This is a genomic window from Rhizobium rhizoryzae, assembly GCF_011046895.1.
GTDB lineage: Bacteria > Pseudomonadota > Alphaproteobacteria > Rhizobiales > Rhizobiaceae > Neorhizobium > Neorhizobium rhizoryzae.
In genome coordinates, this window is the sequence record NZ_CP049250.1 from 1809453 (window position 1) to 1833841 (window position 24389).

At 58.8% G+C, this 24389-nt stretch carries 26 protein-coding genes and 1 other RNA gene; 18 read left to right on the top strand and 9 right to left on the bottom strand.

Annotated features, from left to right (window positions below; translation table 11 throughout):
- Positions 1–53: 53 nt before the first annotated feature.
- The 3 genes from ssrS to G6N80_RS14660 all read right to left on the bottom strand — a co-directional run bounded on the left by ssrS (position 54) and on the right by G6N80_RS14660 (position 960).
- Positions 54–212: non-coding RNA, 6S RNA (ssrS, locus tag G6N80_RS14650), on the bottom strand.
- Between the two features lie 61 nt (positions 213–273).
- Positions 274–654, bottom strand: a complete 381-nt coding sequence (locus G6N80_RS14655) for a cell division protein ZapA (RefSeq protein WP_062555686.1) — start codon at positions 652–654, stop codon at positions 274–276.
- Between the two features lie 33 nt (positions 655–687).
- Positions 688–960: a DUF4164 domain-containing protein gene (locus tag G6N80_RS14660; protein ID WP_062555685.1), complete on the bottom strand. Its 273-nt coding sequence runs from the start codon at positions 958–960 to the stop codon at positions 688–690.
- Positions 961–1308: 348 nt separating this feature from the next.
- On the opposite strand from G6N80_RS14660, the gene tkt reads away from it, so the two are divergent.
- Together tkt and gap are read left to right on the top strand one after the other, a co-directional pair.
- Entirely contained in the window at positions 1309–3288 is a 1980-nt protein-coding gene (tkt, locus tag G6N80_RS14665) for a transketolase (RefSeq protein ID WP_165134793.1), read from the top strand.
- A 67-nt stretch (positions 3289–3355) separates the two neighbouring features.
- The gene (gene gap, locus G6N80_RS14670; protein WP_062555683.1) at positions 3356–4366 is read left to right on the top strand and encodes a type I glyceraldehyde-3-phosphate dehydrogenase; all 1011 of its coding nucleotides are present in this window, start codon (positions 3356–3358) and stop codon (positions 4364–4366) included.
- A 74-nt stretch (positions 4367–4440) separates the two neighbouring features.
- On the opposite strand, the gene G6N80_RS14675 is transcribed toward gap, so the two are convergent.
- A complete protein-coding gene (locus tag G6N80_RS14675; RefSeq protein WP_246251412.1) occupies positions 4441–4944 on the bottom strand; it encodes a hypothetical protein in 504 nt (167 codons plus the stop codon).
- A 214-nt stretch (positions 4945–5158) separates the two neighbouring features.
- Between G6N80_RS14675 and G6N80_RS14680 the strand changes: the two genes are divergently transcribed.
- The 3 genes from G6N80_RS14680 (at position 5159) to G6N80_RS14690 (ending at position 9404) form a co-directional block, all read left to right on the top strand.
- Complete coding sequence (locus tag G6N80_RS14680) at positions 5159–6988, top strand: potassium/proton antiporter (RefSeq protein WP_062555681.1); 1830 nt, start codon at positions 5159–5161, stop codon at positions 6986–6988.
- Positions 6989–7070: 82 nt separating this feature from the next.
- Complete coding sequence (locus G6N80_RS14685) at positions 7071–8273, top strand: phosphoglycerate kinase (RefSeq protein ID WP_165134796.1); 1203 nt, start codon at positions 7071–7073, stop codon at positions 8271–8273.
- Between the two features lie 216 nt (positions 8274–8489).
- Positions 8490–9404 carry a fructose bisphosphate aldolase gene (locus G6N80_RS14690; RefSeq protein WP_165134799.1) on the top strand — a complete coding sequence of 305 codons (915 nt, stop codon included), beginning with the start codon at positions 8490–8492 and terminating at the stop codon, positions 9402–9404.
- Positions 9405–9467: 63 nt separating this feature from the next.
- Here G6N80_RS14690 and G6N80_RS14695 read toward each other — a convergent pair whose 3' ends face one another.
- Both G6N80_RS14695 and G6N80_RS14700 read right to left on the bottom strand, forming a co-directional pair.
- A complete protein-coding gene (locus G6N80_RS14695) occupies positions 9468–10862 on the bottom strand; it encodes an FAD/NAD(P)-binding protein (RefSeq protein WP_165134802.1) in 1395 nt (464 codons plus the stop codon).
- 125 nt (positions 10863–10987) lie between these two features.
- Complete coding sequence (locus G6N80_RS14700) at positions 10988–11149, bottom strand: hypothetical protein (protein ID WP_165134805.1); 162 nt, start codon at positions 11147–11149, stop codon at positions 10988–10990.
- Positions 11150–11400: 251 nt separating this feature from the next.
- Between G6N80_RS14700 and G6N80_RS14705 the strand changes: the two genes are divergently transcribed.
- Both G6N80_RS14705 and G6N80_RS14710 read left to right on the top strand, forming a co-directional pair.
- Positions 11401–12660 carry an MFS transporter gene (locus G6N80_RS14705; RefSeq protein WP_165134808.1) on the top strand — a complete coding sequence of 420 codons (1260 nt, stop codon included), beginning with the start codon at positions 11401–11403 and terminating at the stop codon, positions 12658–12660.
- A gap of 101 nt (positions 12661–12761) precedes the next feature.
- Positions 12762–13595, top strand: coding sequence for an MBL fold metallo-hydrolase (locus tag G6N80_RS14710; RefSeq protein WP_062555676.1), 834 nt, complete (start codon positions 12762–12764; stop codon positions 13593–13595).
- A gap of 9 nt (positions 13596–13604) precedes the next feature.
- Here G6N80_RS14710 and G6N80_RS14715 read toward each other — a convergent pair whose 3' ends face one another.
- The gene (locus G6N80_RS14715) at positions 13605–14108 is read right to left on the bottom strand and encodes a pyridoxamine 5'-phosphate oxidase family protein (RefSeq protein WP_165134811.1); all 504 of its coding nucleotides are present in this window, start codon (positions 14106–14108) and stop codon (positions 13605–13607) included.
- 160 nt (positions 14109–14268) lie between these two features.
- Between G6N80_RS14715 and G6N80_RS14720 the strand changes: the two genes are divergently transcribed.
- Together G6N80_RS14720 and G6N80_RS14725 are read left to right on the top strand one after the other, a co-directional pair.
- Entirely contained in the window at positions 14269–15015 is a 747-nt protein-coding gene (locus G6N80_RS14720) for a YebC/PmpR family DNA-binding transcriptional regulator (RefSeq protein ID WP_062555675.1), read from the top strand.
- A gap of 138 nt (positions 15016–15153) precedes the next feature.
- Complete coding sequence (locus G6N80_RS14725; RefSeq protein ID WP_165134814.1) at positions 15154–15777, top strand: hypothetical protein; 624 nt, start codon at positions 15154–15156, stop codon at positions 15775–15777.
- A gap of 15 nt (positions 15778–15792) precedes the next feature.
- On the opposite strand, the gene G6N80_RS14730 is transcribed toward G6N80_RS14725, so the two are convergent.
- Both G6N80_RS14730 and G6N80_RS14735 read right to left on the bottom strand, forming a co-directional pair.
- Entirely contained in the window at positions 15793–16791 is a 999-nt protein-coding gene (locus G6N80_RS14730) for an LLM class flavin-dependent oxidoreductase (protein WP_165134817.1), read from the bottom strand.
- Between the two features lie 95 nt (positions 16792–16886).
- Positions 16887–18167, bottom strand: coding sequence for a hypothetical protein (locus G6N80_RS14735; protein ID WP_165134820.1), 1281 nt, complete (start codon positions 18165–18167; stop codon positions 16887–16889).
- Positions 18168–18354: 187 nt separating this feature from the next.
- On the opposite strand from G6N80_RS14735, the gene ruvC reads away from it, so the two are divergent.
- The 9 genes from ruvC to tolR all read left to right on the top strand — a co-directional run bounded on the left by ruvC (position 18355) and on the right by tolR (position 24384).
- Positions 18355–18864, top strand: a complete 510-nt coding sequence (gene ruvC, locus G6N80_RS14740) for a crossover junction endodeoxyribonuclease RuvC (RefSeq protein WP_062555671.1) — start codon at positions 18355–18357, stop codon at positions 18862–18864.
- A gap of 79 nt (positions 18865–18943) precedes the next feature.
- Positions 18944–19561 carry a Holliday junction branch migration protein RuvA gene (gene ruvA, locus G6N80_RS14745; RefSeq protein WP_165134823.1) on the top strand — a complete coding sequence of 206 codons (618 nt, stop codon included), beginning with the start codon at positions 18944–18946 and terminating at the stop codon, positions 19559–19561.
- A gap of 88 nt (positions 19562–19649) precedes the next feature.
- Positions 19650–20690, top strand: a complete 1041-nt coding sequence (gene ruvB / locus G6N80_RS14750; RefSeq protein ID WP_062555669.1) for a Holliday junction branch migration DNA helicase RuvB — start codon at positions 19650–19652, stop codon at positions 20688–20690.
- A 2-nt stretch (positions 20691–20692) separates the two neighbouring features.
- Complete coding sequence (locus tag G6N80_RS14755; protein WP_246251413.1) at positions 20693–21598, top strand: metallophosphoesterase; 906 nt, start codon at positions 20693–20695, stop codon at positions 21596–21598.
- Positions 21595–22116: an NUDIX hydrolase gene (locus tag G6N80_RS14760; protein WP_165134826.1), complete on the top strand. Its 522-nt coding sequence runs from the start codon at positions 21595–21597 to the stop codon at positions 22114–22116. The genes G6N80_RS14755 and G6N80_RS14760 overlap by 4 nt, the downstream gene beginning before the upstream one ends.
- Before the next feature lie 63 nt (positions 22117–22179).
- Positions 22180–22416 carry a hypervirulence associated TUDOR domain-containing protein gene (locus G6N80_RS14765; RefSeq protein WP_165134829.1) on the top strand — a complete coding sequence of 79 codons (237 nt, stop codon included), beginning with the start codon at positions 22180–22182 and terminating at the stop codon, positions 22414–22416.
- Between the two features lie 84 nt (positions 22417–22500).
- Positions 22501–22965, top strand: coding sequence for a tol-pal system-associated acyl-CoA thioesterase (gene ybgC / locus G6N80_RS14770; RefSeq protein ID WP_062555667.1), 465 nt, complete (start codon positions 22501–22503; stop codon positions 22963–22965).
- 212 nt (positions 22966–23177) lie between these two features.
- Complete coding sequence (gene tolQ / locus G6N80_RS14775) at positions 23178–23897, top strand: protein TolQ (protein WP_062555666.1); 720 nt, start codon at positions 23178–23180, stop codon at positions 23895–23897.
- A gap of 28 nt (positions 23898–23925) precedes the next feature.
- On the top strand, positions 23926–24384 hold the full coding sequence (gene tolR / locus G6N80_RS14780) for a protein TolR (RefSeq protein ID WP_062555665.1): 459 nt from the start codon (positions 23926–23928) through the stop codon (positions 24382–24384).
- Positions 24385–24389 lie beyond the last annotated feature (5 nt).

The following is a 24389-nucleotide window of genomic DNA, read 5'->3' on the forward strand; positions in this document are numbered from 1 at the left end:
GGCGCGAGAAGTCAAGGCTTTACACGCAAAAGGTTTTTCAACCTTCAAAGAAAGTACGATCCACGGCGACCGATGGAGATTTACGATCCTGGGTGCCTACAAAAGTAGGTGGGCACCGTGTGTCCAGGCCCACGGGCCTGGTCAGGGACAGCTCCCTTTGGATCGAGTATGGCCCCAGGGATTGTGGTTCCTGTCGGGAAGCGCAGACCGCAACGACAATATAAGCGAGAAGGTGAGGGATCGCCAGTGGGGCGAACGGAAATAGATGAGATATCAGTTGGCCGGATTCTGGGAGGGCCGCGTGTTGAGCTTTGCCGTGATGCCTTCAAGGCGGCCTGCAAGTTCCGAGAGCGTGTGGATCATCGCCACCTCGCTCTTGTGCTGTGCTTCGGCGGCGCCATTGCCTTCCGCCTTGAGCACGTCAAGCTCCCCCTCGAGGGACGCGATGCGACGGTTGAGCTCGGAAAGCTCGTCCATCACCATGATCCCCGCCATGACGGTGAGGCGCAGGTCTCCGATCTCGCCGAACTGGCTCTTCAGGTGGCCGACATAGCGATCAAAACGGGAAGCCAGCGTTTCAAGGTGGCCTTCCTGGCCTTCCTCGCAAGCCATGCGGTAGGCCTTGCCGTCTATGGTGATGGTTACCTGAGCCATGGCTGTCGCCTGCTTTCCTGATTATCGGCCTGATTACCGGTCGAGAACGGCACGAATGGTTTCCATCGCCGTCACCAGACGGCGTGATACTTCGCGGTTGACCTCTTCCAGCCGGTTGGCACGGAATTCCGATTGATCAAGCTCATGCGCCAGACGTGCGCGATCGGCATGAACGCGCCGCACTTCACTTTCCACATCAGCGGCTTCCCGCTGACGCTCCATGCGCATGTCCACGGCAGTCTCGAGGCGGCTAACGGCAGCCCAGAGTTCGGCTATGGTGGCTTCCAAGGTTTTACTCACCGGCATCCTGCGGGGTCACAAGGCATAAGATATGGCGATTGCGAATCGTGGCCGCCAGATCTCTCATAAGCATTGCACACTATGCGTCGTGTCATTTCCGGTCAATAAACCGAGCCATGCGTCGGCATGCCTTTGCTGTGGATCAAGTCTTTCGACCTGAGGGACGCTATCCTCATTTTTAGGCCTTTCAAGTGAAGCCGACAGATCCTACTTTACGACTGCATCAAATGCAGCGACGAGCCCAGTTCGCGGGTGGCATTTATTGACTTGGCCGTTGCACCTGATATGGAACACCCGCGCCTCGTTTGGTCCTACTCACGGGCTTGATTGACACTGCAAACCAGCGGACTAGCCATGACCTCTGCCGAAAAACATAACCGGATGGCGAATGCGATCCGTTTCCTCTCCATGGATGCGATCGAAAAGGCAAACTCCGGGCACCCAGGCCTGCCAATGGGTGCGGCCGACGTCGCAACCGTTCTGTTCAGCCGTTACCTGAAGTTCGATCCCAAGAACCCGCTCTGGCCGGATCGCGACCGTTTCGTGCTCTCTGCCGGTCACGGCTCGATGCTTCTCTATTCTCTCCTGTATCTAACAGGATACGAGGATATGACGATCGAAGACATCAAACAGTTCCGTCAGCTCGGTTCCAAGACTGCGGGCCATCCGGAATACGGTCATGCCTCGGGCATCGAGACCACCACGGGTCCGCTCGGTCAGGGCATTGCCAATGCGGTGGGCATGGCGATCGCCGAGCGCAAGCTGGCGCAGGAATTCGGCTCTGAGCTGCAGAACCATTTCACCTATGCGCTGGTCGGCGACGGCTGCCTCATGGAAGGCATCAGCCAGGAAGCCATCGCGCTCGCCGGTCACCTGAAGCTCAACAAGCTCATCGTCTTCTGGGATGACAACAAGATCACCATCGACGGTGCGGTCTCCCTGTCGGATAGCACCAACCAGATCGCCCGCTTCAAGTCGGTGAACTGGAACACGATCGAGATCGACGGCCACGATCAGGACGCGATTGCCGCAGCGATCGAGCAGGCGCAGAAATCCGATCGCCCGACCTTCATCGCCTGCAAAACCATCATCGGTTTTGGCGCACCGAACAAGCAGGGCAGCCACAAGGTTCACGGCTCACCGCTGGGTGCCGAAGAAATCGCGGCAACCCGCAAGGCGCTCAACTGGGAAGCGGACGCATTCAGCGTTCCCGCTGACGTTCTGGACAACTGGCGTCTGGCCGGTCTGCGTTCCACCAAGGCACGCAAGGAATGGGAAGAGCGTCTGGCTGCTGCCGAAACCGAAAAGCGTGCCGAGTTCGTGCGCCGTTTTGCCGGCGACCTGCCGGGCGGTTTTGACAGCGCCCTCGATGCCTTCAAGAAGAAGGTGGCTGCCAATAATCCGACTGTTGCCACGCGCAAGGCTTCCGAAGATGTGCTGGAAGTGATCAACGGTCTTCTGCCGGAAACGCTGGGTGGCTCCGCCGACCTGACGCCGTCCAACAACACCAAGACCAGCCAGATGAAGTCCATCTCTCCGGATGATTTTTCTGGCCGTTACATGCACTATGGCATCCGCGAGCATGCCACTGCCGCTGCCATGAACGGCATTGCGCTGCATGGTGGACTTATTCCGTATTCGGGCGGCTTCCTGATCTTCTCGGATTACTGCCGCCCGTCCGTTCGTCTGGCAGCCCTGATGGGCATTCGCGTGGTTCACGTCTGGACGCATGATTCCATCGGCGTCGGCGAAGACGGTCCCACGCACCAGCCGGTCGAGCATGTGGCATCGCTGCGCGCTATCCCTGGCCTCATGCTGTTCCGTCCGGCCGACGAGACCGAGACGGCGGAATGCTGGCAGATCGCGCTTAACAACAAGCATCGTCCGTCCGGTCTGGCGCTGACCCGTCAGAACCTGATGCCGGTGCGCAAGGAGTATGAGGAAAAGAACCTCTGCGCCTCGGGAGCCTATGAACTGGTTTCGTCCAGCGATGCCAAGGTCACGCTGTTTGCATCCGGTTCGGAAGTCGAGATTGCGGTCAAGGCTGCTGAAGCTCTGGAAGGCAAGGGTGTTGCCACGCGTGTCGTATCGGTCCCGTGCGTCGAGCTGTTCTTCGAGCAGTCGGAAGACTATCGCAAGGCAATCCTCGGCAAGTCGCCGGTCAAGATCGCCATCGAGGCAGGCGTTCGGGAGGGCTGGGATGCCTTCATCGGCAACGATGGTGCCTTCATCGGCATGAAGTCCTTCGGTGCTTCCGGTCCGGCCAAGGATCTCTACAAGCACTTCGGCATTACGGTCGAAGCTGTCGTCGCAGCCGCCGAAGCCAAGCTTTGATTATTCCGGGCGCCTGATGGCGCCCGTTTTCCATCACCATAAGCCCAAGTCTAGGGAGTTAATGCACATGACTGTCAAGGTTGCCATCAACGGCTTCGGCCGCATCGGCCGCAACGTTCTCCGTGCCATCGTCGAGTCGGGCCGCACCGACATCGAAGTCGTCGCGATCAACGATCTCGGCCCGGTCGAGACCAATGCTCACCTGCTGCGCTACGATTCCATCCACGGCAAGTTCCCGGCAGAGGTCAAGGTCGAGGGCGATACGATCACCGTTGGCGGTGGCAAGCCGATCAAGGTCACGGCAGTCAAGGATCCGGCAACGCTGCCGCACAAGGAACTGGGCGTTGACATCGCTCTGGAATGCACGGGCATCTTCACAGCGCGCGACAAGGCTGCCGCTCACCTGACGGCTGGCGCCAAGCGCGTCATCGTTTCGGCCCCGGCTGACGGCGCGGACCTGACGGTTGTCTACGGCGTCAACCACGACCAGCTGACGAAGGACCATCTGGTCATTTCCAACGCCTCCTGCACCACGAACTGCCTCGTGCCGGTGGTGAAGGTTCTGGATGATGCGGTCGGGATCGACCATGGTTTCATGACGACGATCCACTCCTATACAGGTGACCAGCCGACGCTCGACACCATGCACAAGGATCTGTACCGCGCCCGCGCCGCAGCCCTTTCCATGATCCCGACCTCGACCGGTGCTGCCAAGGCTGTTGGTCTGGTTCTGCCGCATCTGAAGGGCAGACTGGACGGCACGTCCATCCGCGTTCCGACGCCAAACGTTTCCGTGGTGGACTTCAAGTTCGTTGCCAAGCGCGACACGACCGCCAAGGAAATCAACGATGCCATCATCGCTGCATCGAACGGCGCTCTGAAGGGTATCCTGGGCTATACGGATGAGCCGCTGGTTTCGCGCGACTTCAACCATGACAGCCATTCCTCGATCTTCGCACTCGACCAGACAAAGGTTCTGGAAGGCAATTTCGTGCGTATTCTCAGCTGGTACGACAACGAGTGGGGCTTCTCCAACCGCATGTCCGATACGGCTGTTGCGATGGCAAAGCTCATCTGAGCCAGCCAGTAATCGACGAGAAAGGGCGCCTCGAGCGCCCTTTTTCATGTCCAGTGTGTTCTGCGGGCCGTCTGTTATTTGACGAGCCGTCCAAAGTTCGACGTGCTGCTGCCGTTCGAGGCGGAGGTCGTGGTGCTCGCCGTGGCAGATGGCGTAAATGGCTCCACGCGCCAGTTGGACGTGTTCATGATGACAGAATTGACCACCATGCTGATCTTGCTGGTCTGGTTCGTCGTGGAGTTATAGGTAACATCGCGGTTGGGCAGGTAGATGATGCCTTCGATGTTTTCGCCCTTGGAGCCGTTGAAGATGTATTGCGTCTTGCGGCTGTTGTTGGCCGCGTCCGATGTCTTTTCAAACATCAGAATGTCCTTGTAGGCGCCGCTGGTTGATGGCGAGCCGGTGAAGGTCAGCCCGCCATTGGCCCGGATTTCGCTGTCGACATCGGGAAAATAGAAGGTCACGCCATTTGCCGTGACCGTCGAACCGGAGTTCAGAATCATCCTGCCCTTGATGATGTGGAGGCCTGGCTTGAAGGTGACGGACGGGCTTCCGTTGAATGTGACATCGCAGTGCATGCCCGGCTCGAATGAAAAGCTTGATCGACATCGCACAATAGGAAAACCGCCCTGCTGCTGCCCGAATCATCGACGCCTATGCATAATGAAGCGAAAGTTTCTTTCAGTTGCCGTTGTCTTTTCGGTTGTCGACCGCAAGGCTAGGCTGGGAACATGGTGATGCGAGGCTGCACAAGCGGCCTTGGTGGTCGTAGGTGCGAGAGGGGCGGGATCTTTGGAGGCGTTTTATGTCGTTGTGCTGGTGGGAACGGTGCTTGTTCTCGCGGCCGCCTTCTCCAGTCTGCTCGCCTTCCGGTTTGGCGCGCCCCTTCTTCTGATCTTTCTGATGATCGGGCTCGTTGCCGGAGTGGACGGGATCGGCATCAATTTCAGCAACTTCTCGATGGCCTATGTGCTGGGTTCGCTGGCGCTGGCTGTCATTCTCTTTGATTCCGGCTTCGGCACATCGCTCCATTCCTTCAAGATCGCGGCTGCACCTGCCTTGACGATGGCCTCGGTGGGCGTGGTGCTGACGGCTGCGATATTCGCGTTTGCGGCGTCCCTGCTGCTCGGCATCGACTGGCTGCACGGAATGCTGCTCGGCTCCATCGTCGCCTCGACCGATGCAGCAGCTGTCTTCTTCCTTCTGCGCGTCGGCGGAGTTCACATCCGCGATAAGGTACGCTCGACGCTGGAAGTGGAATCCGGCACCAACGATCCGATGGCGGTGTTTCTGACCATCGCGCTGGTCGAACTCATTGCCTCCGGTCACGGTACCTCCGGCTTCAACCTCGATCTTCTGACCATGTTCGTCAAGCAGATGGGGCTTGGCGCTGCACTCGGCCTGCTGGGCGGTTTGATGATCGTCTCGGTCCTCAACCGGCTGCCGCTGGATCGCGGTCTTGCGCCCATCTTCGTGCTCGGACTTGCGATGCTGATCTTCTCCTTCACCGGGGCGGTGGGCGGCAGCGGCTTTCTGGCGGTCTATGTCGCGGGCATTTTTGCCGGGAACAAGCGCATCTTCGCCAAGGAAGCGATCCGCCGCTTCCAGGATGGGCTGACCTGGCTTGCGCAGATCATCATGTTCCTGGTGCTGGGTCTTCTGGCGACACCTTCGCAGTTCCCCACCATCCTGCTGCCGGCCATCGGGCTTGCGCTCTTCCTCATCTTCGTCGCACGGCCGATCGCCGTCTGGCTCAGCCTGCTGCCGTTCGACTTTACACAGCAGGAAATCGGCTTCGTGGCCTGGGTGGGCCTGCGCGGTGCGGTTTCCATTCTGCTCGGCATCATGCCGATCCTTGGCGGCATTGACGACCAGCATGTGTTTTTCAATACCGCGTTCATCATCGTGCTCGTCTCGCTGCTGCTGCAAGGCTGGACGATCCGATCGGTGGCGGAACGGTTAGGCCTCATCATTCCGCCGAGAATGGGCGAAGTGGACAAGGTGGAACTGGACCTGCCGGGCAGGGCCAATCACGAACTCATTTCCTACCGTGTCATCAAGGACAGCCCCATCCTGCGGGGCGAACGCATTCCTCGCTGGGCCATGCCCTCGCTCGTCATCCGCGATGGGCGCAGCATGCGCTACCAATATGCCGGTCGGTTGCGGGAGAACGACCAGGTCTATCTGTTCATCGCGCCCGGTTATTCTCGCCTGCTTGACCGGCTGTTTGCCAGCCGCGTGCCGGTGGACGAGGATGATGCGGATTTCTTCGGTGCCTTCGCCATCTCGCCCTCGCGCCCCGCGAAGGAACTGGATGCCGCCTATGGTCCGGGCCTTCTGACAACGGCGGAACAGGCGATGACGGTGGGCGATCTCATGACCTACAGGCTTGGCGGCAAGGTGGATTATGCCGACCGGGTGCGTCTCGGATCCATCATCCTGATCGTGCGGGATCTGGACGAGCACGAGCATGTAAGCTCCGTCGGTATCTCGCTGGAGCCTGTCGAACCTGCGACGCGGCTGCCGATTTTCATCAACATGCGGGAAATCGCCCATCGCATTCGCGATCTCATCCGCCGTTACCGGGGAAAGCCGGTACCCGGACAGGAAAATCGGGGTTAGGAAAAAGGCGACGGGCCTTGCACCGTCCGGCAGGTTGAGTATGGTCCGCTTCGAATTTCAACCATCGAAACGGATTGCCCTAATGCCAGCCTTCAAGACCCTGGACGACCTCTCCGATATCGCAGGCAAGCGCGTTCTCGTGCGCGTGGACCTCAATGTTCCCGTCTCGGACGGAAAGGTGACGGACGCAACGCGCATCGAACGTGTCGCTCCGACGATCCTTGAACTGTCCGGCAAGGGCGCAAAGGTTATCCTGCTTGCGCATTTCGGCCGCCCCAAGGGTGCGCCGGTGGCCGATATGTCCCTGAAGCTGATCGTGCCTGCCGTTGAAGAGGTGCTGGATCACGCCGTTCTGTTTGCCGATGATTGCATTGGTGAAGCAGCAGCGTCTGCCGTTTCCAAGATGCAGAATGGCGACATCCTGCTTCTGGAAAACACCCGCTTCCATAAGGGTGAGGAAAAGAACGACGCCGACTTTACGGCAGCGCTTGCCGCCAATGGCGATATCTTCGTCAATGATGCCTTCTCTGCCGCGCACCGCGCCCATTCCTCGACGGAGGGTCTGGCCCACCATCTTCCCGCCTATGCAGGCCGCACCATGCAGGAAGAACTGGAAGCGCTCGAGAAGGGTCTTGGCAATCCGGCACGCCCGGTTGTCGCCATTGTTGGTGGCGCCAAGGTTTCGACCAAGATCGATCTCTTGATGAACCTCGTGAAGAAGGTCGATGCGCTCGTGATCGGTGGTGGCATGGCCAATACCTTCATCGCAGCGCGTGGCACCTCGGTCGGCAAGTCTCTCTGCGAGCATGATCTGGCAGAGACAGCCAAGCAGATCATGATCGAAGCGGCCAGCGCGCAGTGCGCCATCGTTTTGCCGGTCGATGGTGTGGTGGCCCGCGAGTTCAAGGCCAATGCAGAAAATGAAGTGGTCGATATCGAAGCCATTCCAGTCGATGCCATGGTTCTGGATGTTGGCCCGAAGTCTGTTGAAGCCGTCAATGAATGGATTGGTCGCGCGCATACGCTGGTCTGGAACGGCCCGCTTGGCGCCTTCGAAATCGCGCCCTTCGATACGGCGACGGTTGCCGCTGCAAAATTTGCCGCAGAACAAACCAAGGCTGGCAAGCTGGTATCCGTCGCAGGTGGTGGCGATACGGTTTCTGCGCTCAACCATGCGGGTGTCGCAGACAGCTTCTCCTACGTCTCGACTGCCGGTGGTGCCTTCCTTGAATGGATGGAAGGCAAGGAACTGCCCGGTGTCTCCGTTCTGATCAAGAGCGCCTGAACCGCGACAAAATAGCGCGTGCGCAATTCAAGGAAAGAGTTGCGCGCGTGAAAATCACCAGCTTTAAATTTTTTTAGATGTTTTAAACGATTGAAATAATTTCAATCGTTTCAAGCCTTAAGCGTAGGATTTCCCTCACTAAAAACTTCTGTTATCCGCGAATGATATCCGACGGGATGAGCCCGTTATAGGCCGACTTAGGGACAGGAGTTGAGTATGGGAGACGCCAAGATGTTGCACAAGATGAGTTCCGCACCGGGATTTATTGCGGCTCTGGATCAGAGCGGCGGTTCGACACCGGGAGCCTTGCGTGCCTATGGCGTCATGGAAACCGACTACCAGGGCGACGAGGAAATGTTCCGCCTGATGCACGCCATGCGCGTTCGCATCATGAGCGCGCCCTCGTTTACGGGCGACAAGGTTATCGGCGCGATCCTGTTCGAGCGTACGATGGACGGCGATGTCAATGGTGAGCCGGTTCCGTCCTATCTCTGGCAGAAGCGCGGCGTCGTTCCCTTCCTGAAGATTGACAAGGGCCTGAACGCGGAAGAAAACGGCGTTCAGACCATGAAGCCGATGCCGGAACTGGATGCCCTGCTCATCCGTGGCCGCGAAAAGGGCATTTTCGGCACCAAGATGCGCTCGCTCATCGCGAATGCGGACAAGGCCGGCATCGCGGCCGTCGTGAAGCAGCAGTTTGAAGTGGCCCGTCAGATCATCGGTCAGGGCCTGATGCCGATCATCGAGCCGGAAGTTTCCATCAAGAGCCCGACCAAGCAGGAAGCGGAAGCCATTCTGCGTGACGAGATCGCTGCCCATCTCGACAAGCTGCCGTCCAGCGAGACGGTCATGCTGAAGCTGACGATCCCGACGGTTGCCGATTTCTATGCGCCCTTCATCGGCCACAAGTCGGTCGTTCGCGTGGTCGCGCTGTCCGGTGGATACAGCACGGCAGACGCCTGCCAGAAGCTGAAGCACAATCCCGGCATGATTGCAAGCTTCTCGCGCGGCCTGACCGAGAGCCTGCGTGTGACGATGACGGATGCCGAATTCAACGCAGCCGTCGCCGGAACCATCGACCAGATCTATGACGCCAGCGTCAACAAGGTTGCAGCCGGCTGCGCTGCTTGAGATTTTCTACAGGTTTAAAAAAAGGCCGCTTCGGAAACGAGGCGGCTTTTTTGCTTTAACCTGTCAGGATGTGGCTGCCCGCACGTCACTGGCCGGACTGGACGCAAGTTCGGCAGCAATCTGCGCGGCAACGGCATTGGCCTGCACGCGAATATCCGGCACCGCCGTGATTTCCCAGAAACGGCCTGCGGTCAGAGCACCCACCACATGGATATTGTGTTGCGGTTGGCCATCCCGGCCAATCAGGCGGCTTGTCTCATCAACCATGATGCCAAGACCCAAGGGGTCTGGCTGAAGCTGGCCACGATCCTCCATGCATTGGAGAAAAGGAGAGTGATCAATGCCTGCTCTTTCCATGCCGGTACAATTGACAATCCAGTCCGCCGTCAGGCGCCGTATTTCACGCGAGCCCCTTGCGCGATAGGAGAGGCTGATGCCGGGGCGCGAAAGTTCCGCCTGTTGCAGATAGCCTGCATGGACCGTGAGACGTCCATCGTTCAGGACGCGATCGAGATCATCGGCCACGTCCGGTGCCAGCCTGTGCCGGTGCACGGTCCACCAGGGCACAGCGTGGCGCAGGAAACGTTTCTTTTCCGCATCCGGCAGTTCCTGCCACAAAGTTTGCGTATGCGGTCTGAGGCCGTCGATTACCGAACGCCAGGGAGCGCCGCGCCGAACCTGTTTGCGCAAGGCGGCCAGCAGCTTGCTCATGCGTCGATCTGTTTCGGGCAATTCCGGCGGCACCGGTGACACGGGCTGACGGTCATGTCGATGGGGCAGAAGCCCCCGCCGTGAGAGCACATGGATCATGCCTTGATGCCCGCTGGCACGCAATGCCAGAACCTGATCCACCATGGTCAGGCCGGAACCGAGAATGCAGACACGCTCATTGGCGCCGACCTTGGAAAGCCAGCCCAGCCTCCAAGGGTTTTCCACCAGGTGAGATTTGGCGGTTTCCGGCAGGTCTCGCAGAGGTGCAGGAATGGAAGCGCTGCCGACACCGAGACACAGGACGAGATTGCGTGCCACCAGTTCCCCGCCATGGGCGAGCCGGATCATGGTGGTATCTGCCCCGATATCCAGACAGCCCAGCGCCTTGGCCTTGATGAAATCGACCCGGGCGCAGGTCTGGCGCTGCCTCAACAGTTCCGCCAATCGGTCTCGGAGATAAAGGCCGAAATCGCTTCTCGGCACATAGTCTCCTGCCTTGACGCTGCGGCCCTTTTCCATCTGCCAGTTCAGGAAGTCATCCGGCCTGTCCGGGAAGATGGACATGCGGGCGGCAGCCACGTTCAGGCGATGGATGTGGAACTCGCTGCGATAGGCCGTACCGCGACCAAAGCCCGGATCATCACCGATAACGGCGACCGATTGATGAGGAGAAAGCTTTCGCAGGAGCTGCAGCGTGACAGCAATTGCTGAAAAGCCTGCTCCAACAACGGCAACGTCATATTTCATGAGCGCTCCTTGTCTGGCCGGACATACCAGTTGCCCGACATCTCTCCTTCAATAGACTAGTGAACCTGTCGAGATTTCAAGTCCCGGATTTCAAACCCGTATTTTCAGGCCCAGGGTTGTCGGCCTCACGTGAAGTCGCGCAGCAGCAGGATGATGGCCCAGGAGACAAAGGCAAGAACCGCCAGCTTCCAAAAATCGGCACGGCGTTTCAGGCCAGGAAAGCCCAGCGGCTTGATGATCTGGACCACCATGGCCAGCAACAGCAACAGGCCGATGATTTTCGTCATTTTGTTCCAGATTCCTTCAACCGCAGCCACAGGCTGGACATTTTTGCACTTCATCAGGATTAGGTGTTGCGAATGGGATTCGGAACCGCTCATTTTGCAAACGGGGCGAATTCCATCGCGAAAACTCTTCAAGTCAGCCGCAACTGCCGGATTCATGCCTGAATTCCGATTATTTGCGCAATGACTTAACCATTGCCGTGCTTTGCTGTCACGGTCCTGTTCACGTTCTGATTCTGCTCGCGGTTTTGCCGATGCCTCGCAATATTCTGCCCGTTTTCAGTCTTCTCCTCGGCACGCTGTTTCTGTTTCTGGGAAACGGGCTACAGGGATTGCTCCTGCCGGTGCGCGGCACGCATGAGGGTTATTCCAACGAGATTCTCGGCCTTCTCGGCACCACCTGGGCTGCGGGCTTTGTTGCAGGGTGCTTTGCAGCGCCTCTTCTGGTGCGCCGCATCGGCCATGTTCGCGCCTTTTCCGGCTTTGGCGCAATCATCTGCCTCAACGTGCTTGTGACAGGCATGTTCGTGAACGATGCGGCCTGGCTGACATTGCGTGCGGTCACCGGCTTCTGCACCGCCGGAACCTCGATGATCATCGAGAGCTGGCTGAACGAGCGCGCGACGAACGAAAGCCGCGGTGCGATCTTCTCGCTCTACATTGCAATAACGCTGATGGGCGTTGTTGGCGGACAGTTGCTGGTCGGGGTAGCGGATGTCACGACCCCGATCCTGTTCATGGTCTGCGGCATCCTGTACTGCATCGCCATCCTGCCGACCACGATCTCGACGGCGGCATCGCCGCAACCGCTCAAGCGGGTCAGTCTCGATCTCAAGGGACTGTATCGAAATTCGCCGGTCTCCTTCGTCGGCATTCTGATGATCGGTATCGCGAACGGTGCTTATGGCACGCTGGTTGCCGTCTTTGGTGCGAAGGCCGGGCTTCACCAGGGCACCATTGCCATCATGGTCAGCATTACCATTTTTGCCGGTGCCATCATGCAGTTCCCGGCGGGTCGCCTGTCCGACCGAATGGACCGCCGCTATGTGCTGGCTGCGCTTTCCGCGCTTTCCGCTCTTGCAGGGTTTGTGCTGGTGGTGCTGCATCCGATGAATGTCTATGTCATCATCGCGCTGGTGGCGATCTATGGTGCTGCGGCCAATGCGCTCTATCCGATCGCTGTTGCGCATGCGAATGACTTCGCGGCACCGGAAGATTTCGTCAAGGTGTCGGGCGGCCTGCTTCTGCTTTACGGGATCGGCACGGTCATCGGCCCGACATTGGGCGGACCGGTCATGACGCATTTCGGTCCGCATGCGCTGTTTGCCGTCACGGCTGTCGCGCATCTGATCGTGGTTGCCTATTCAATTATCCGCAGCCGGATCCGGGCAGCGCGTCCGCGCGAGGAAAAAGACAATTATACTACGGCGGTGCCCGGTGCTTCCGCCCAGCTCGCGACGCCAGAGGGCCTGAAGCTCGATCCGCGCGCGACAGGCTCGACCGACCGGCGTTGATGCTTCGATGACGGGAAAGTGAGAGCGGAACGGCCTTCCAAGGCTGGACGCTCTGTCATGACTGCCGCATCTTTCGTTCACGAAGACGAGGGATTGGCACCATGTTTCGCGCAGTCGCATTCGCTTTGATGTCAGGCGTATTTTTCGCGGGCTCGCACCTTGGTGTCGCCCAGGCGCAGGATCAGCCTCGCCCCGCCAGTCAATGCCAGGCAATCGCCGAGACGGTGCCGAAGGCGAGCTTCGTCAGCTTCAAGCCGCAACAGATGGCGCAGGCGCGAAAGATTGCAGAGGATGTCCGGATTACCTTCATCGGGCATTCGACCTATTCCATCGAAAGCCCGGAAGGGGTGCTGATCGCAACCGACTACAGTGGCTATTACCGGCCTCAGCGGCTGCCGGACATCGTTACAATGAACAAGGCCCACTCCACGCATTACACGCGCTCACCCGATGCGGGCATAAAGCACGTGCTGCCGGGCTGGAGTGATACGCCGGGGCAGAAGGCGGATCATCACGTCGTGGTCGGGGATACCTATACCCGCAATGTTTCAACGGATATCCGCGCCTATGGCGGCTTCGAGGAAAACGGCAATTCAATCTTCATCTTCGAGATTGCTGGCCTGTGTATCGGCCATCTTGGCCATCTGCATCATGAATTGACTGACAGCCACTATACGCAGATCGGACGGCTGGATGTGCTGATGGTGCCGACCGACGGCGGACTGACCATGGGCGCCGATAGCATGAGCCGCGTCGTGCAGCGCCTGCGGTCTTCCCTGATCCTTCCCATGCATCGCAGTGGCCCGCCGCTTGAGCGGTTTCTGACCATGTTCGACGGGAAATTCGATATTGTCTACGCCAAGGAGCCTGTCATCACCGTCTCCCTGCGGAACCTGCCACGAAAGCCGCAGATCCTGATTCCGCAGGGAATGTGAGAGGGGTTATCAGGCGAAGGTGAGATGCTGCTTGACGCCGACATCGGGCATCTTTTCATCGCTTATATTTGCCTTGGCGATTTCCCAGCCAAACTTCAGCGTGCTGTCGGTGGACGCCCAGATCTCGGCATCATCGAGATGCAATGCAAGCATGGTCAGCTTCGGATCATCCTTGCCGTGTTCGTACCAGGCAGCCGTCATGGCGCTCCAGAACTCGTCGATCTTTGCCTGATCCTTGCGGACCTCTATAACGCCCGCGAGGCAGGCATGGTAATCGTGGTTCTTGCCGACAACGCAGAAATGCGCGCGTGTACCGGGGCGAATTGCCTGTACGAGATCCGTGTCGGTCTTGGTGAAAAACCAGACCGTATTGGTTTTGGGGTCTGCATGAGGGGCCATGGGCTGGAAGTGCTGGTGAGAGCCTTCGATACCAAGCATGCCCGCATGGATTGAGTTGATTTCTTCCCACAGCTGGCGTGCAGGGGCTTCGCGGGCTTCGGTCAGACTTGCCATTGCCGGTCCTTTCTTGATGAGGGTGCGGCCGTGAAACGTTGCCGCCAAAGGTTTGTTCCGGCTTTTCCTGCTTGCGCTCCATCTGCTTTTTTCTTGAAAGCGACCGATTTCCTGCCTATAAGCCCGCCATTCCAGACATTTTACGCGATTAAGGGGTGCCATGGCTGGCCATTCACAGTTCAAGAACATCATGCACCGCAAGGGCCGTCAGGATTCCATCCGGTCCAAGATGTTCTCCAAGCTCGCACGCGAAATCACCGTGGCTGCAAAGTCGGGCCTGCCTGACCCTTCGATGAATGCGGCTCTTCGCCTGGCAATCCAGAACGCCAAGGCGCAGTCCATGCCGAAGGACAATATCGACCGCGCCATCAAGAAGGCGTCCGGTGCCGATAGCGAGAGCTATGATTCCGTTCGCTATGAGGGCTACGGTCCCGGCGGTGTTGCCGTCATCGTTGAAGCGTTGAGCGATAACCGCAACCGCACCGCCTCCAATGTTCGCTCCATCTTCACCAAGGCGGGCGGGGCGCTGGGCGAAACCGGCTCTGTTTCCTTCTCCTTCGATCACGTTGGCGAAATCGTCTACAAGGCTTCCGCTGGCAGCGCGGATGCCGTGATGGAAGCTGCGATCGAAGCCGGTGCTGACGACGTGATCTCCGATGAAGACGGTCACACGATCATCTGCGCTTTCGAGAGCATTGGCGAAGTCTCCAAGGCGCTCGAGGCCGTTCTGGGCGAAGCGCAGACAGTCAAGGCTGTCTGGAAGCCGCAGAACACGGTTCCGGTGGATGAAGAAAAGGCACAGTCGCTGATGAAGCTCATCGACAGCCTCGAAGACGATGACGATGTGCAGAACGTCTATTCGAACTTCGAAGTGTCCGACGAAGTGATGGCGAAGCTCTCGGCTTAAGTCTCTCATCGTTTCTGATTTGCGGAAAGCCGGCTCCAGATCTGGGGCCGGCTTTCTCGTTTTGCGCGTGCCCACCAGCCTCGTACATGCCTTGCATGGCATTCTGCCCGTATTTGCAGCGGTCGAGAGGATCATCACATGGTGTCATCAGTGGATAATGTTCGGCAGTGGTCGACGCTGACCATGCTGAAAGTGATGAAGCAGACCGATCAGGAGCAGAACGCCACGAGCGGCAGTCTCGCCAGCCGATTGCTCAGCGATTACGGCATCGACAGCAGCGATGATGCATCCGATAGCGGCACCTATGATTTGCTGAACCGGATCGCCGACCAGCAGGACGATACCACACCCTCCACAGATACGGTGAAACAGCCGGACAGCGTGACATCGGCCGATTTCGCAACCTTCATCAAGCAGCGGCTTGAGGAGATGAAGACGGAGCCGGGCAAGGCGAGCCAGGCAGACGCCATGCTGAAGGCGCTGGAGGCGGGCACACTGACCGTGGCGGATGCTGCGGAGGGAAAGAGTGTTCAGCTGGTGGCGCCGGGCAAGGTGTCCACGCAGGAGATCAAGGTAACCGATCTCACCGTGAAGGATTGGGGCAGCTTCCTGCGTGATCATCTGACGCGCGAGAACGGCGGCATCTTCAGCCGCAACAAGGATGGCAGCTATATCGACCGCCAGAGTGGCCAGAATGCCTTTTATGGATCGCTTGGCGACAAATCCTACTACCTCACCTGGCCATCCAGCACGACCAGGTGAGGTAGAGATCCTTGATCAATGTGCGGCCTGCATCATGGGCAGGCTGGCGAAGATTTCGGCCGAGCGCAGCCTGGCTTCGAAATCATGGATCGGCATCGAGATGATCAGTTCGTCGGCGCCGGTCTCAGCCAAGAAGCCTTCCAGCTTCTGATGCACCGCTTCGCGCGAGCCGACGGCTGCGAAGCGCAGCGTGTGCTCCACGCCGTAGCGCTCTGCTTCCGACCAGATGCCCTCCATGCTCGCGACCGGGCGCGGAAATTTGGTGCGCACGTTTCGGCGCAGGTTCACAAACTGCTGCTGCGCGGAAGTGAACATTTGCTTTGCTTCCTGATCGGTTTCTGCCGCAACGCCCATGACGCCCACCATGACGTAAGGCTTCTGCAAGGTCTGTGACGGCTGGAACCGCTCGCGATAGATCGCGATGGCATCCATCAGCATGTCGGGCGCAAAATGCGAGGCGAAGGCGTAGGGCAGGCCCAGTGCAGCCGCCAGATGGGCGCTGTAGAGGCTGGACCCTAGAAGCCATATCGGAACATTCGCTTCCAGCCCCGGAACCGCCAGGATTGCCTGATCCTCGCGGGCCTCTCCCAGTAGATGCTGGAGTTCCACAATATCGTGCGGGAAGTTTTCGGCGCCTGCATCCAGGTTCCGGCGCAGTGCACGCGCCGTTCTCATATCGGTGCCGGGCGCACGACCGAGACCCAGATCGACGCGGCCGGGGAAGAGAGCTTCCAGCGTGCCGAACTGTTCTGCCACGACCAATGGCGAATGGTTGGGCAGCATGATGCCGCCAGAGCCGATGCGGATACGCTTGGTTGCTGCGCCGATATGGCCGATCACCACCGCGGTTGCGGCACTGGCAATGCCGGGCATGCCGTGATGCTCTGCCAGCCAGATGCGGTTGAAGCCCAACTCCTCGGCCTTCTGGGCAAGCCTGCGCGACTGGTCCAGAGCCTGCGAGACGGTCTGGCCTTCCGCCACGGGCGAAAGATCAAGGATGGAAAAGGGTATCATGGCCCACCTGTAACAAATTCCGTTCCATCTCATTTAAGGAGTTTGATCGGGAATCGTAAGGGGGCCTGATTAATTCCTGGTCCGCTATAGCAAGTTCAGGTTACGCAGCGCAAATGCGGCGCCTTCGTCGGCTTGAGGACAGTCGTCTTCTCAGCGGCTCGCACTTTGAACAGGGAGAGACGGGTCTCGATTGTCGTCGTCTGGCCCATGATCTTCATGAGTTGCGCTTCGACGTCCTCCGCCATCGGGGAAAGACGAGTGGTGACCGACGCGATCTCGCGAGCGACGGTCTGGCTGATGGCAATCCGATGGGTTTCCTGATCCAGTGTCGTGCACAGTTTGCTGACGCTGTGCGACTGTTCCTCCAGCGATTCTGCCAGAGCATGCTGCTCGTGCTTGAGCTGGCGCAGGTTCTGGGTCGAGCCTTCCAGCGACCTGGAAAGGTCATGACAAGCCTGAAGGTAGTCGCGGGCGAAGGCGACGCAATCGCTGGCATGGCTCCTGCGGAAGGCTGCGGCATGCCGTTCGGGGTCACTGGCGAATTGCTCTGCGCGGACCGCGAGATCCGACATTCGGCGCGAGAGCTCGTGCAGGTGTTGACGGGCGGCAAGCGAAGCGGCGTGCTGCTCAGCAAGGTCTGTCGTCAACGCCTCCATCCGGCTGGTGCGCGTCAGGGCATCAACGCGCCTGCGGCTCAGGCGCTCCGCTTCCCCATGGGCGTCTTTAAGGTTGGTGCCGAGATGGACGGTCGCCTCGGCCAGCGCCTTGGTGCCCGTCAGCATCTTTTCCATGCGGGCTGAGATCAGGGCGATGGTGCTTTGAGCGCGATAGGCATTGTCGCGCAGCTGGGCTGCGGCACGCCCAGTTGGCAAAAGGTTTATCTGAAGCGTTGAAGCCAGCCGATTGAACTGAAACCGTAGCCCATCCATGCCTTCCGGAAACTCTTCATGCAGAAGAATTGATGTTTCTCCATTGGCAAGGCGCCGAAGGGCCTCTTCAAGCCGACGAAGCGAGGTTTGCTCAGCACTCTCCTTCGGCGAGGATGCCGCGGGCTTGATCGATGTCAGCAGCCCTGCGATCTCGTTCATCGGATCGTCCTTGGGCAGGCCTATGCCGTTTGCGGCCTCGGACCAGGCTGCCGGAGCCATTTCCGCTCTCTGCGTCGATGTCTGTGCGAATGCGGCTGACGCAATCCGGGTGCGCAGCAGATAGAATGCCAGCGCCGCGGACACTGCGGCAAGAATGCTGAAGCCTGTCATCACCGGCGAAAGAGCGCTTGCCTGAAAAGCCAGGCCCGACGCGATGGTGATGTTCAGCGCAACAAGCCATTGAATTGGCTGGAGCGGCTGCTGCTTCAAGCGGGCGAACATCGTCATGATGGACCTCCATGCTTGGTTGATGATCCACTAATGCGATTCGTCGGCAAAAGTTGGCTCTCAAGCTGCTGGCCCCACGGCTTCCTTATCTCAGCGTTAATCGGCGGTTAACGCTTATCGCGTTTGTTTCGTTTTTGTTCGCGTTTTTGCTGGCTGTTCACTAGCAACTGGGGTTAGGATTTTTCGCATGACAACTGTGATTCGTATCATTGGGATAGACCCAGGGCTTCGCCGTACCGGCTGGGGCGTTATCGACACGATCGGCAACAGCCTGAAGTTCGTGGCGTCCGGCACGGTGACCTCCGACGGGGACATGGATCTTGCCTCTCGTCTTTGCCAGTTGCACGATGGATTGGCGGAAGTCGTTCATGCCTATCGCCCGGATGAGGCGGCAGTCGAGCAGACATTCGTCAACAAGGACGCCGTCGCGACCCTCAAGCTCGGGCAGGCCCGCGGCGTGGTGATGCTGGTGCCAGCCAGAGCCGGTCTACCGGTTGCCGAATATGCGCCAAATGCGGTCAAGAAGTCGGTGATCGGCGTGGGTCACGGCGAGAAGCAGCAGATCCACATGATGCTGAAAATCCTGATGCCGAAGGTGGAATTCAAGGGTAATGACGCCGCCGATGCGCTGGCAATCGCGATTTGCCATGCGCACCACCGCGCGGGCAACAGAATGCGGCAGGCGCTCGCGGGTTGAACCGGCAGGGCTCAATTTGTTCTTGACTTGTTCTGGTATCCGCGTTTGATACGCAGGCGGAAACGGGCAGGTGCTATGCATGATCGGTAAGTTGAAGGGGACCATCGACGAGATCGGCGAGGATCACGTCGTCGTGGACGTGCACGGGGTATGCTACATCGCCTTCTGCTCTTCGCGGACGCTATCGCGGATCGGATCGGTTGGTGAAGCCATTGTGCTTTTCATCGAAACTTACGTGCGCGAAGACCAGCTGAAGCTCTTCGGTTTTCTGAGTGCGCTCGAGCGGCAGTGGTTCAATCTGCTTCAGAGCGTGCAGGGTGTGGGATCCAAGGTGGCTCTTGCCGTTCTTTCAACGCTAACGCCTTCGGAGCTTGCCAATGCCATTGCGCTTCAGGACAAGGCTGCCGTTTCGCGAGCGCCGGGTGTTGGGCCCAAGGTTGCGATCCGCATTGTTACCGAGCTGAAAAACAAGGCTCCGGCCTTTGCCGGGGAAGCCAGCGCGACCATCGGCTTCAAGCAGGAGCTGGGCGAGGGGGTTGCCTCCGCGCCGGTCAGTGACGCAGTCTCGGCCTTGACGAATCTCGGTTACTCGCGCGATCAGGCTGCCAATGCCGTTGCTGCTGCGCTCAAGACTGCGGGCGAGGCAGCAGATAGTGCCAAGCTCATCCGGCTTGGCCTGAAGGAATTGTCGCGCTGATCCCGGCTGTGATTGCCGAAGTCCTGTCGTTTGGATAGCTTCGATGTTAATTGCGCAACGTGTGTGACGTTTGCGTCTGGAATGAGTGATGAGCGAACAAAACCGCCTTCTTTCGCCTGACAAGAAGGGTGAAGATTTCGATACGGCTTTGCGGCCCCAGTCGCTGGACGAGTTTACCGGTCAGGCGGAAGCGCGTGCCAATCTGAAAATCTTCATCGAGGCTGCCAAGAACCGCGGTGAGGCGCTGGATCACGTGCTGTTCGTCGGCCCGCCCGGTTTGGGAAAGACGACGCTGGCGCAGATCATGGCAAAGGAGCTTGGCGTCAACTTCCGCTCGACCTCCGGACCTGTGATTGCCAAGGCGGGAGATCTGGCGGCGCTGCTGACCAATCTCGAAGAGCGCGACGTCTTGTTCATCGACGAGATTCATCGCCTCAATCCGGCGGTCGAGGAAATTCTCTATCCGGCGATGGAGGATTTCCAGCTGGACCTGATCATCGGGGAGGGGCCAGCGGCGCGCTCGGTCAAGATCGACCTTGCGAAGTTCACGCTGGTGGCCGCCACCACGCGCCTCGGATTGCTCACAACGCCGCTGCGCGACCGGTTCGGAATTCCGGTTCGCCTCAATTTCTACACGGTGGAGGAACTCGAAGGCATCGTGCGGCGTGGCGCGCGACTTCTGGGCCTCGGCATGACGGAAGAAGGTGCACGCGAGATTGCCCGCCGCGCCCGTGGTACGCCGCGCATCGCAGGTCGCCTCCTGCGGCGTGTGCGTGATTTCGCCGAAGTTGCGCGTGCAGAGGCAGTGACCCGGGAGATCGCCGACGAGGCCTTGACGCGGCTGCATGTCGACCATGCAGGGCTCGATCAGCTCGACAAGCGCTATCTCAACATGATCGCGGTCAATTTCGGCGGCGGGCCGGTGGGCATCGAAACCATCGCGGCGGGCTTGTCCGAGCCACGCGATGCGATCGAGGATATCATCGAGCCCTACATGATCCAGCAGGGGTTCATCCAGCGCACGCCCCGTGGACGGGTGCTGACCGCAACCGCCTGGAAGCATTTGGGCCTCCAGCCGCCGAAGGATCTGGAGGCCGCGCAGTTTCGCTTGTTCAGCGAGGAAGAGTGAGGGTGCATCGCCGCACGATGCTGAAGCTGATGGCCAGCGGTCTGCTGGCTGGGTTGGCTACAGTCAGCTATCCGTTTCTCGAAGCCTTTGCGAGGCCACGAATTCAGTCCTACCGCGTGACGCCACGGAACTGGACAAGTGGCTTGCAGTTGAAGATGGCCGTCATCGCCGATGTCCATGCCTGCCGGCCGTGGATGGACGGGCGTCGTGTCACCTCGATCTGCCGTCAAGCGCAGGATCTGGACGCAGATCTTATCCTGCTTCTCGGAGATTACATGCCGGGTATCCGCCGGTTTGCCGAACCGCTTGCCTCGGAGGAATGGCTCAAGCCGCTTGCGGCGCTAACTGCTCCACTCGGTGTCCATGCAGTTCTCGGTAATCATGATTACTGGTCCGACGCTGCAGTTCAGCGAGATTCAACGCGCGAACCTGTGGTCGCCACCTTGCTGCGGGATGCCGGCATTACTGTGCACATCAACCATGCGGTGCGACTGGAGAAGGACGGGCGGCCCTTCTGGCTTGCGGGTCTTGGGGATCAGATTGCCTTTCCCGCATGGGCGCGATTCAATCGTAACCAAGAACTTGGTGCAGATGACATGCCGGATCTGTTATCGCACATTACGGATGATGCGCCTGCGATCCTGATGGCACACGAACCGGATGTGTTCATGTCGCCCCACGCTCGGTTTTCTCTGACACTTTCGGGCCATACGCATGGGGGGCAATTTAATCTATTCGGATGGAGGCCATTCTCGGCTTCGCGCGGATCCCGCGTATTTCCGGCAGGCTACTTTCAACACGATGGATGTGATCTGATTGTTTCGCGGGGCCTTGGATGTTCGTCGCTGCCCTTGCGGATCGGCTCATGGCCGGAAATTCTGTTGATCGAACTCGGAGAAAGCCGATGAGAACCCGCATCCGTATTAAATCGAAGCCTAAGCGCACGTTCCAGATGCGCGTGGCGGGTCTCGGCTTTCGCAATGGTCATGTGCTGGTTCACCGCGCTGTCCACGAACCTTTCTGGACCTTTCCGGGCGGTGGGGCGGAGATCGGCGAGACATCCGATGAAACCCTGCGTCGCGAAATGATGGAGGAGCTTGAGGTTCATGTGCGGGTCGACCGGCTGCTCTGGATCGTCGAGAACTTCTTCCATTACGAAGGCCGGGATTGCCACGAACTGGGTATCTTCTATCTCATGGATATTCCTGAAAGCTTCCCCTTCGCCTCCGGGGAGATCGTGCATCGGATCAAGGACGGCAATAACGAGTTGGAGTTCAAGTGGGTGCCTGCGACCACACAGGCCCTGACGGAACTGGATATTCCGCCGTACTTTATTGCCAGCGAGATCGAGAATTTGCCGCAGACTGTGAAGCACCTCGTCTGGGATGATCGCAATCTCGATGAAAAAGGCAAGTCGCACGCGTAAACATCACGGAACGGGACTTTGAGAGCATCGTTGACGGTTGCAGAAACCCTCAAGGAGAGCACGATGAGTACGAAAGCGAGCGGCCAGAAGATCAAGAAGGGCGACGAGGTTTCCTGGAAATGGGGAAAGGGAACGGCTGAAGGCGAAGTGAAGCAGACCTTCACGGACGACGTCGAACGTAAGATCAAGGGCAAGACCATCAAGCGCAAGGCCGATAGCGACAAGCCTGCCGTCCTCATCAAGCAGAAGGATGGAGCCCAAGTTCTGAAAAGCACCTCCGAGGTTCACAAGAAGCACTGAGGGAGAGGTCCTGCTGCCGGTTGCAGAACCGCGCAAACACTGTATTGGCTTCGCGTTGAAACAAAGCAGCAGGACTTTTTCCCCATGAGCAGCCCTGAGACGCACAAGATTGCCGGTGAAATCATCGACGGTCAGCATCGGCTTCAGCAGCGTGTCTATTACGAAGACACCGATTTTTCGGGCCTGATCTACCACGCGCGCTATCTGCATTTTCTGGAGCGCGGCCGAACCGACTATCTCCGCTGCCTCGGCTGCGAGCAGAGCAAGCTGATCGGTTTCGACGAGGAGGGGCTCGTCTTCGTCGTCCACCGTATGGAAATTGACTTCAAATCACCCGCGCGCATGGACGATGTCGTGACGATCCTGACGCGTACCGAGAAGGCGGGCGGAGCCAAGATGGTTCTGTCTCAGGAGATCCGTCGGGGCGAGACATTGCTTATCCAGGCCAAAGTCATCATCGCGGTCATCAATCGGCTCGGGCGCCCGCGCCGGTTGCCGGAAGGTCTGGCGCACTCGTTCAACGGGGTTGATGAAGGTCAAAATACATAAAATTTTAAGAGAACTTTAACCATAATGAGGTCTTACTGACCGGGATAAGTTTTGTGCGGTGCACGCCTTCGTTTAACCAAATTTGAAGGCGAGAAGGCCCTTAAACCTTAAGGTAGACGGGCTTTTCTGCGCAACCGCGCTCATACAATACAGCGCTTGCGAACCGGCCCGTTGCTACGTGCCGGGCGATTCGATTCAGGGGTAAGGGATTTATGGAACACGCTGATCTAGCGGCTGCTGCAAACTCGGTAAGCCTCATTTCGCTTTTCATGCAAGCCGGGCTCATCGTGAAGCTCGTGATGATCGGCCTCATGGGCGCCTCGGTCTGGACTTGGGCCATCGTGATCGACAAATACATGAATTTCAAGAAGGCCAAGCGCCAGTTCGACCAGTTCGAACAGGTTTTCTGGTCCGGCCAGTCTCTCGAGGAACTCTACCGAACGCTGTCGGACCGGCAGAATACCGGCCTTGCCGCCATCTTCGTGTCGGCCATGCGCGAGTGGAAGAAGAGCTTCGAACGCGGCGCACGCTCTCCGATCGGTCTGCAGATGCGTATCGACCGCGCCATGGATGTCACGATGGCACGCGAGAGCGAGCACTATGAGGCGCGGCTGGGATCGCTGGCAACCATTGGTTCTGCTGGTCCCTTCATCGGTCTGTTCGGTACGGTTGTCGGTATCATGACCTCGTTCCAGGCCATTGCCGGATCGAAGTCCACCAACCTTGCGGTCGTGGCACCGGGTATCGCCGAAGCGCTTCTGGCAACCGCCATTGGCCTTATTGCCGCTATCCCGGCGGTCATGGCCTACAACAAGTTCATGGCAGATGCAGGCAAACTGTCTTCCCGCATGGAAGGTTTTGCCGACGAGTTTTCCGCCATCCTGTCACGCCAGATCGACGAGAAGCTGCAGCCGCGCCAGGCCGCGCAGTAAGCGTTTCGTTTTCTGAAGGAGTAGCTTCATGGGTATGTCGGCTGGGGGATCGAAGGCATCGGGTGGTGGTCGTCGCGGGCGTGGCCGTCGCGGGCGCGGCGGTGCAATCAGCGAAATCAACGTGACGCCGCTGGTCGACGTCATGCTCGTTCTTCTCATCATCTTCATGGTTGCCGCACCGATGATGACGGTGGGCGTTCCGATCGACTTGCCGGAAACCCAGGCAAAGGCGATGAATTCCGATACGCAGCCCATCACCGTCTCGGTCAACCCGCAGGGACAGATCTTCCTGCAGGAAACACCGATTTCCATTGATGAGGTCGTTCCCAAGCTCGAGGCCATTGCCAAGACCGGCTATAACGAGCGCATCTATGTGCGCGGCGATACCGCCGCTGCCTATGGTGGTGTGATGAAGGTCATGGCCCGCATTTCTGCAGCCGGTTTCAAGAACATCGGTCTTGTGACGCTGCAGGAACAGCAGAAGTGATTCAG

What these genes read in the sequence shown, in the direction of transcription:
- G6N80_RS14655 (WP_062555686.1), bottom strand. Translation starts at nt 654, where the DNA reads ATGGCTCAGGTAACCATCACCATAGACGGCAAGGCCTACCGCATGGCT.
- G6N80_RS14660 (WP_062555685.1), bottom strand. Translation starts at nt 960, where the DNA reads ATGCCGGTGAGTAAAACCTTGGAAGCCACCATAGCCGAACTCTGGGCT.
- tkt (WP_165134793.1), top strand. Translation starts at nt 1,309, where the DNA reads ATGACCTCTGCCGAAAAACATAACCGGATGGCGAATGCGATCCGTTTC.
- gap (WP_062555683.1), top strand. Translation starts at nt 3,356, where the DNA reads ATGACTGTCAAGGTTGCCATCAACGGCTTCGGCCGCATCGGCCGCAAC.
- G6N80_RS14675 (WP_246251412.1), bottom strand. Translation starts at nt 4,944, where the DNA reads ATGCACTGCGATGTCACATTCAACGGAAGCCCGTCCGTCACCTTCAAG.
- G6N80_RS14685 (WP_165134796.1), top strand. Translation starts at nt 7,071, where the DNA reads ATGCCAGCCTTCAAGACCCTGGACGACCTCTCCGATATCGCAGGCAAG.
- G6N80_RS14690 (WP_165134799.1), top strand. Translation starts at nt 8,490, where the DNA reads ATGGGAGACGCCAAGATGTTGCACAAGATGAGTTCCGCACCGGGATTT.
- G6N80_RS14695 (WP_165134802.1), bottom strand. Translation starts at nt 10,862, where the DNA reads ATGAAATATGACGTTGCCGTTGTTGGAGCAGGCTTTTCAGCAATTGCT.
- G6N80_RS14700 (WP_165134805.1), bottom strand. Translation starts at nt 11,149, where the DNA reads ATGACGAAAATCATCGGCCTGTTGCTGTTGCTGGCCATGGTGGTCCAG.
- G6N80_RS14705 (WP_165134808.1), top strand. Translation starts at nt 11,401, where the DNA reads ATGCCTCGCAATATTCTGCCCGTTTTCAGTCTTCTCCTCGGCACGCTG.
- G6N80_RS14710 (WP_062555676.1), top strand. Translation starts at nt 12,762, where the DNA reads ATGTTTCGCGCAGTCGCATTCGCTTTGATGTCAGGCGTATTTTTCGCG.
- G6N80_RS14715 (WP_165134811.1), bottom strand. Translation starts at nt 14,108, where the DNA reads ATGGCAAGTCTGACCGAAGCCCGCGAAGCCCCTGCACGCCAGCTGTGG.
- G6N80_RS14720 (WP_062555675.1), top strand. Translation starts at nt 14,269, where the DNA reads ATGGCTGGCCATTCACAGTTCAAGAACATCATGCACCGCAAGGGCCGT.
- G6N80_RS14725 (WP_165134814.1), top strand. Translation starts at nt 15,154, where the DNA reads ATGGTGTCATCAGTGGATAATGTTCGGCAGTGGTCGACGCTGACCATG.
- G6N80_RS14730 (WP_165134817.1), bottom strand. Translation starts at nt 16,791, where the DNA reads ATGATACCCTTTTCCATCCTTGATCTTTCGCCCGTGGCGGAAGGCCAG.
- G6N80_RS14735 (WP_165134820.1), bottom strand. Translation starts at nt 18,167, where the DNA reads ATGACGATGTTCGCCCGCTTGAAGCAGCAGCCGCTCCAGCCAATTCAA.
- ruvC (WP_062555671.1), top strand. Translation starts at nt 18,355, where the DNA reads ATGACAACTGTGATTCGTATCATTGGGATAGACCCAGGGCTTCGCCGT.
- ruvA (WP_165134823.1), top strand. Translation starts at nt 18,944, where the DNA reads ATGATCGGTAAGTTGAAGGGGACCATCGACGAGATCGGCGAGGATCAC.
- ruvB (WP_062555669.1), top strand. Translation starts at nt 19,650, where the DNA reads ATGAGCGAACAAAACCGCCTTCTTTCGCCTGACAAGAAGGGTGAAGAT.
- G6N80_RS14760 (WP_165134826.1), top strand. Translation starts at nt 21,595, where the DNA reads ATGAGAACCCGCATCCGTATTAAATCGAAGCCTAAGCGCACGTTCCAG.
- G6N80_RS14765 (WP_165134829.1), top strand. Translation starts at nt 22,180, where the DNA reads ATGAGTACGAAAGCGAGCGGCCAGAAGATCAAGAAGGGCGACGAGGTT.
- ybgC (WP_062555667.1), top strand. Translation starts at nt 22,501, where the DNA reads ATGAGCAGCCCTGAGACGCACAAGATTGCCGGTGAAATCATCGACGGT.
- tolQ (WP_062555666.1), top strand. Translation starts at nt 23,178, where the DNA reads ATGGAACACGCTGATCTAGCGGCTGCTGCAAACTCGGTAAGCCTCATT.
- tolR (WP_062555665.1), top strand. Translation starts at nt 23,926, where the DNA reads ATGGGTATGTCGGCTGGGGGATCGAAGGCATCGGGTGGTGGTCGTCGC.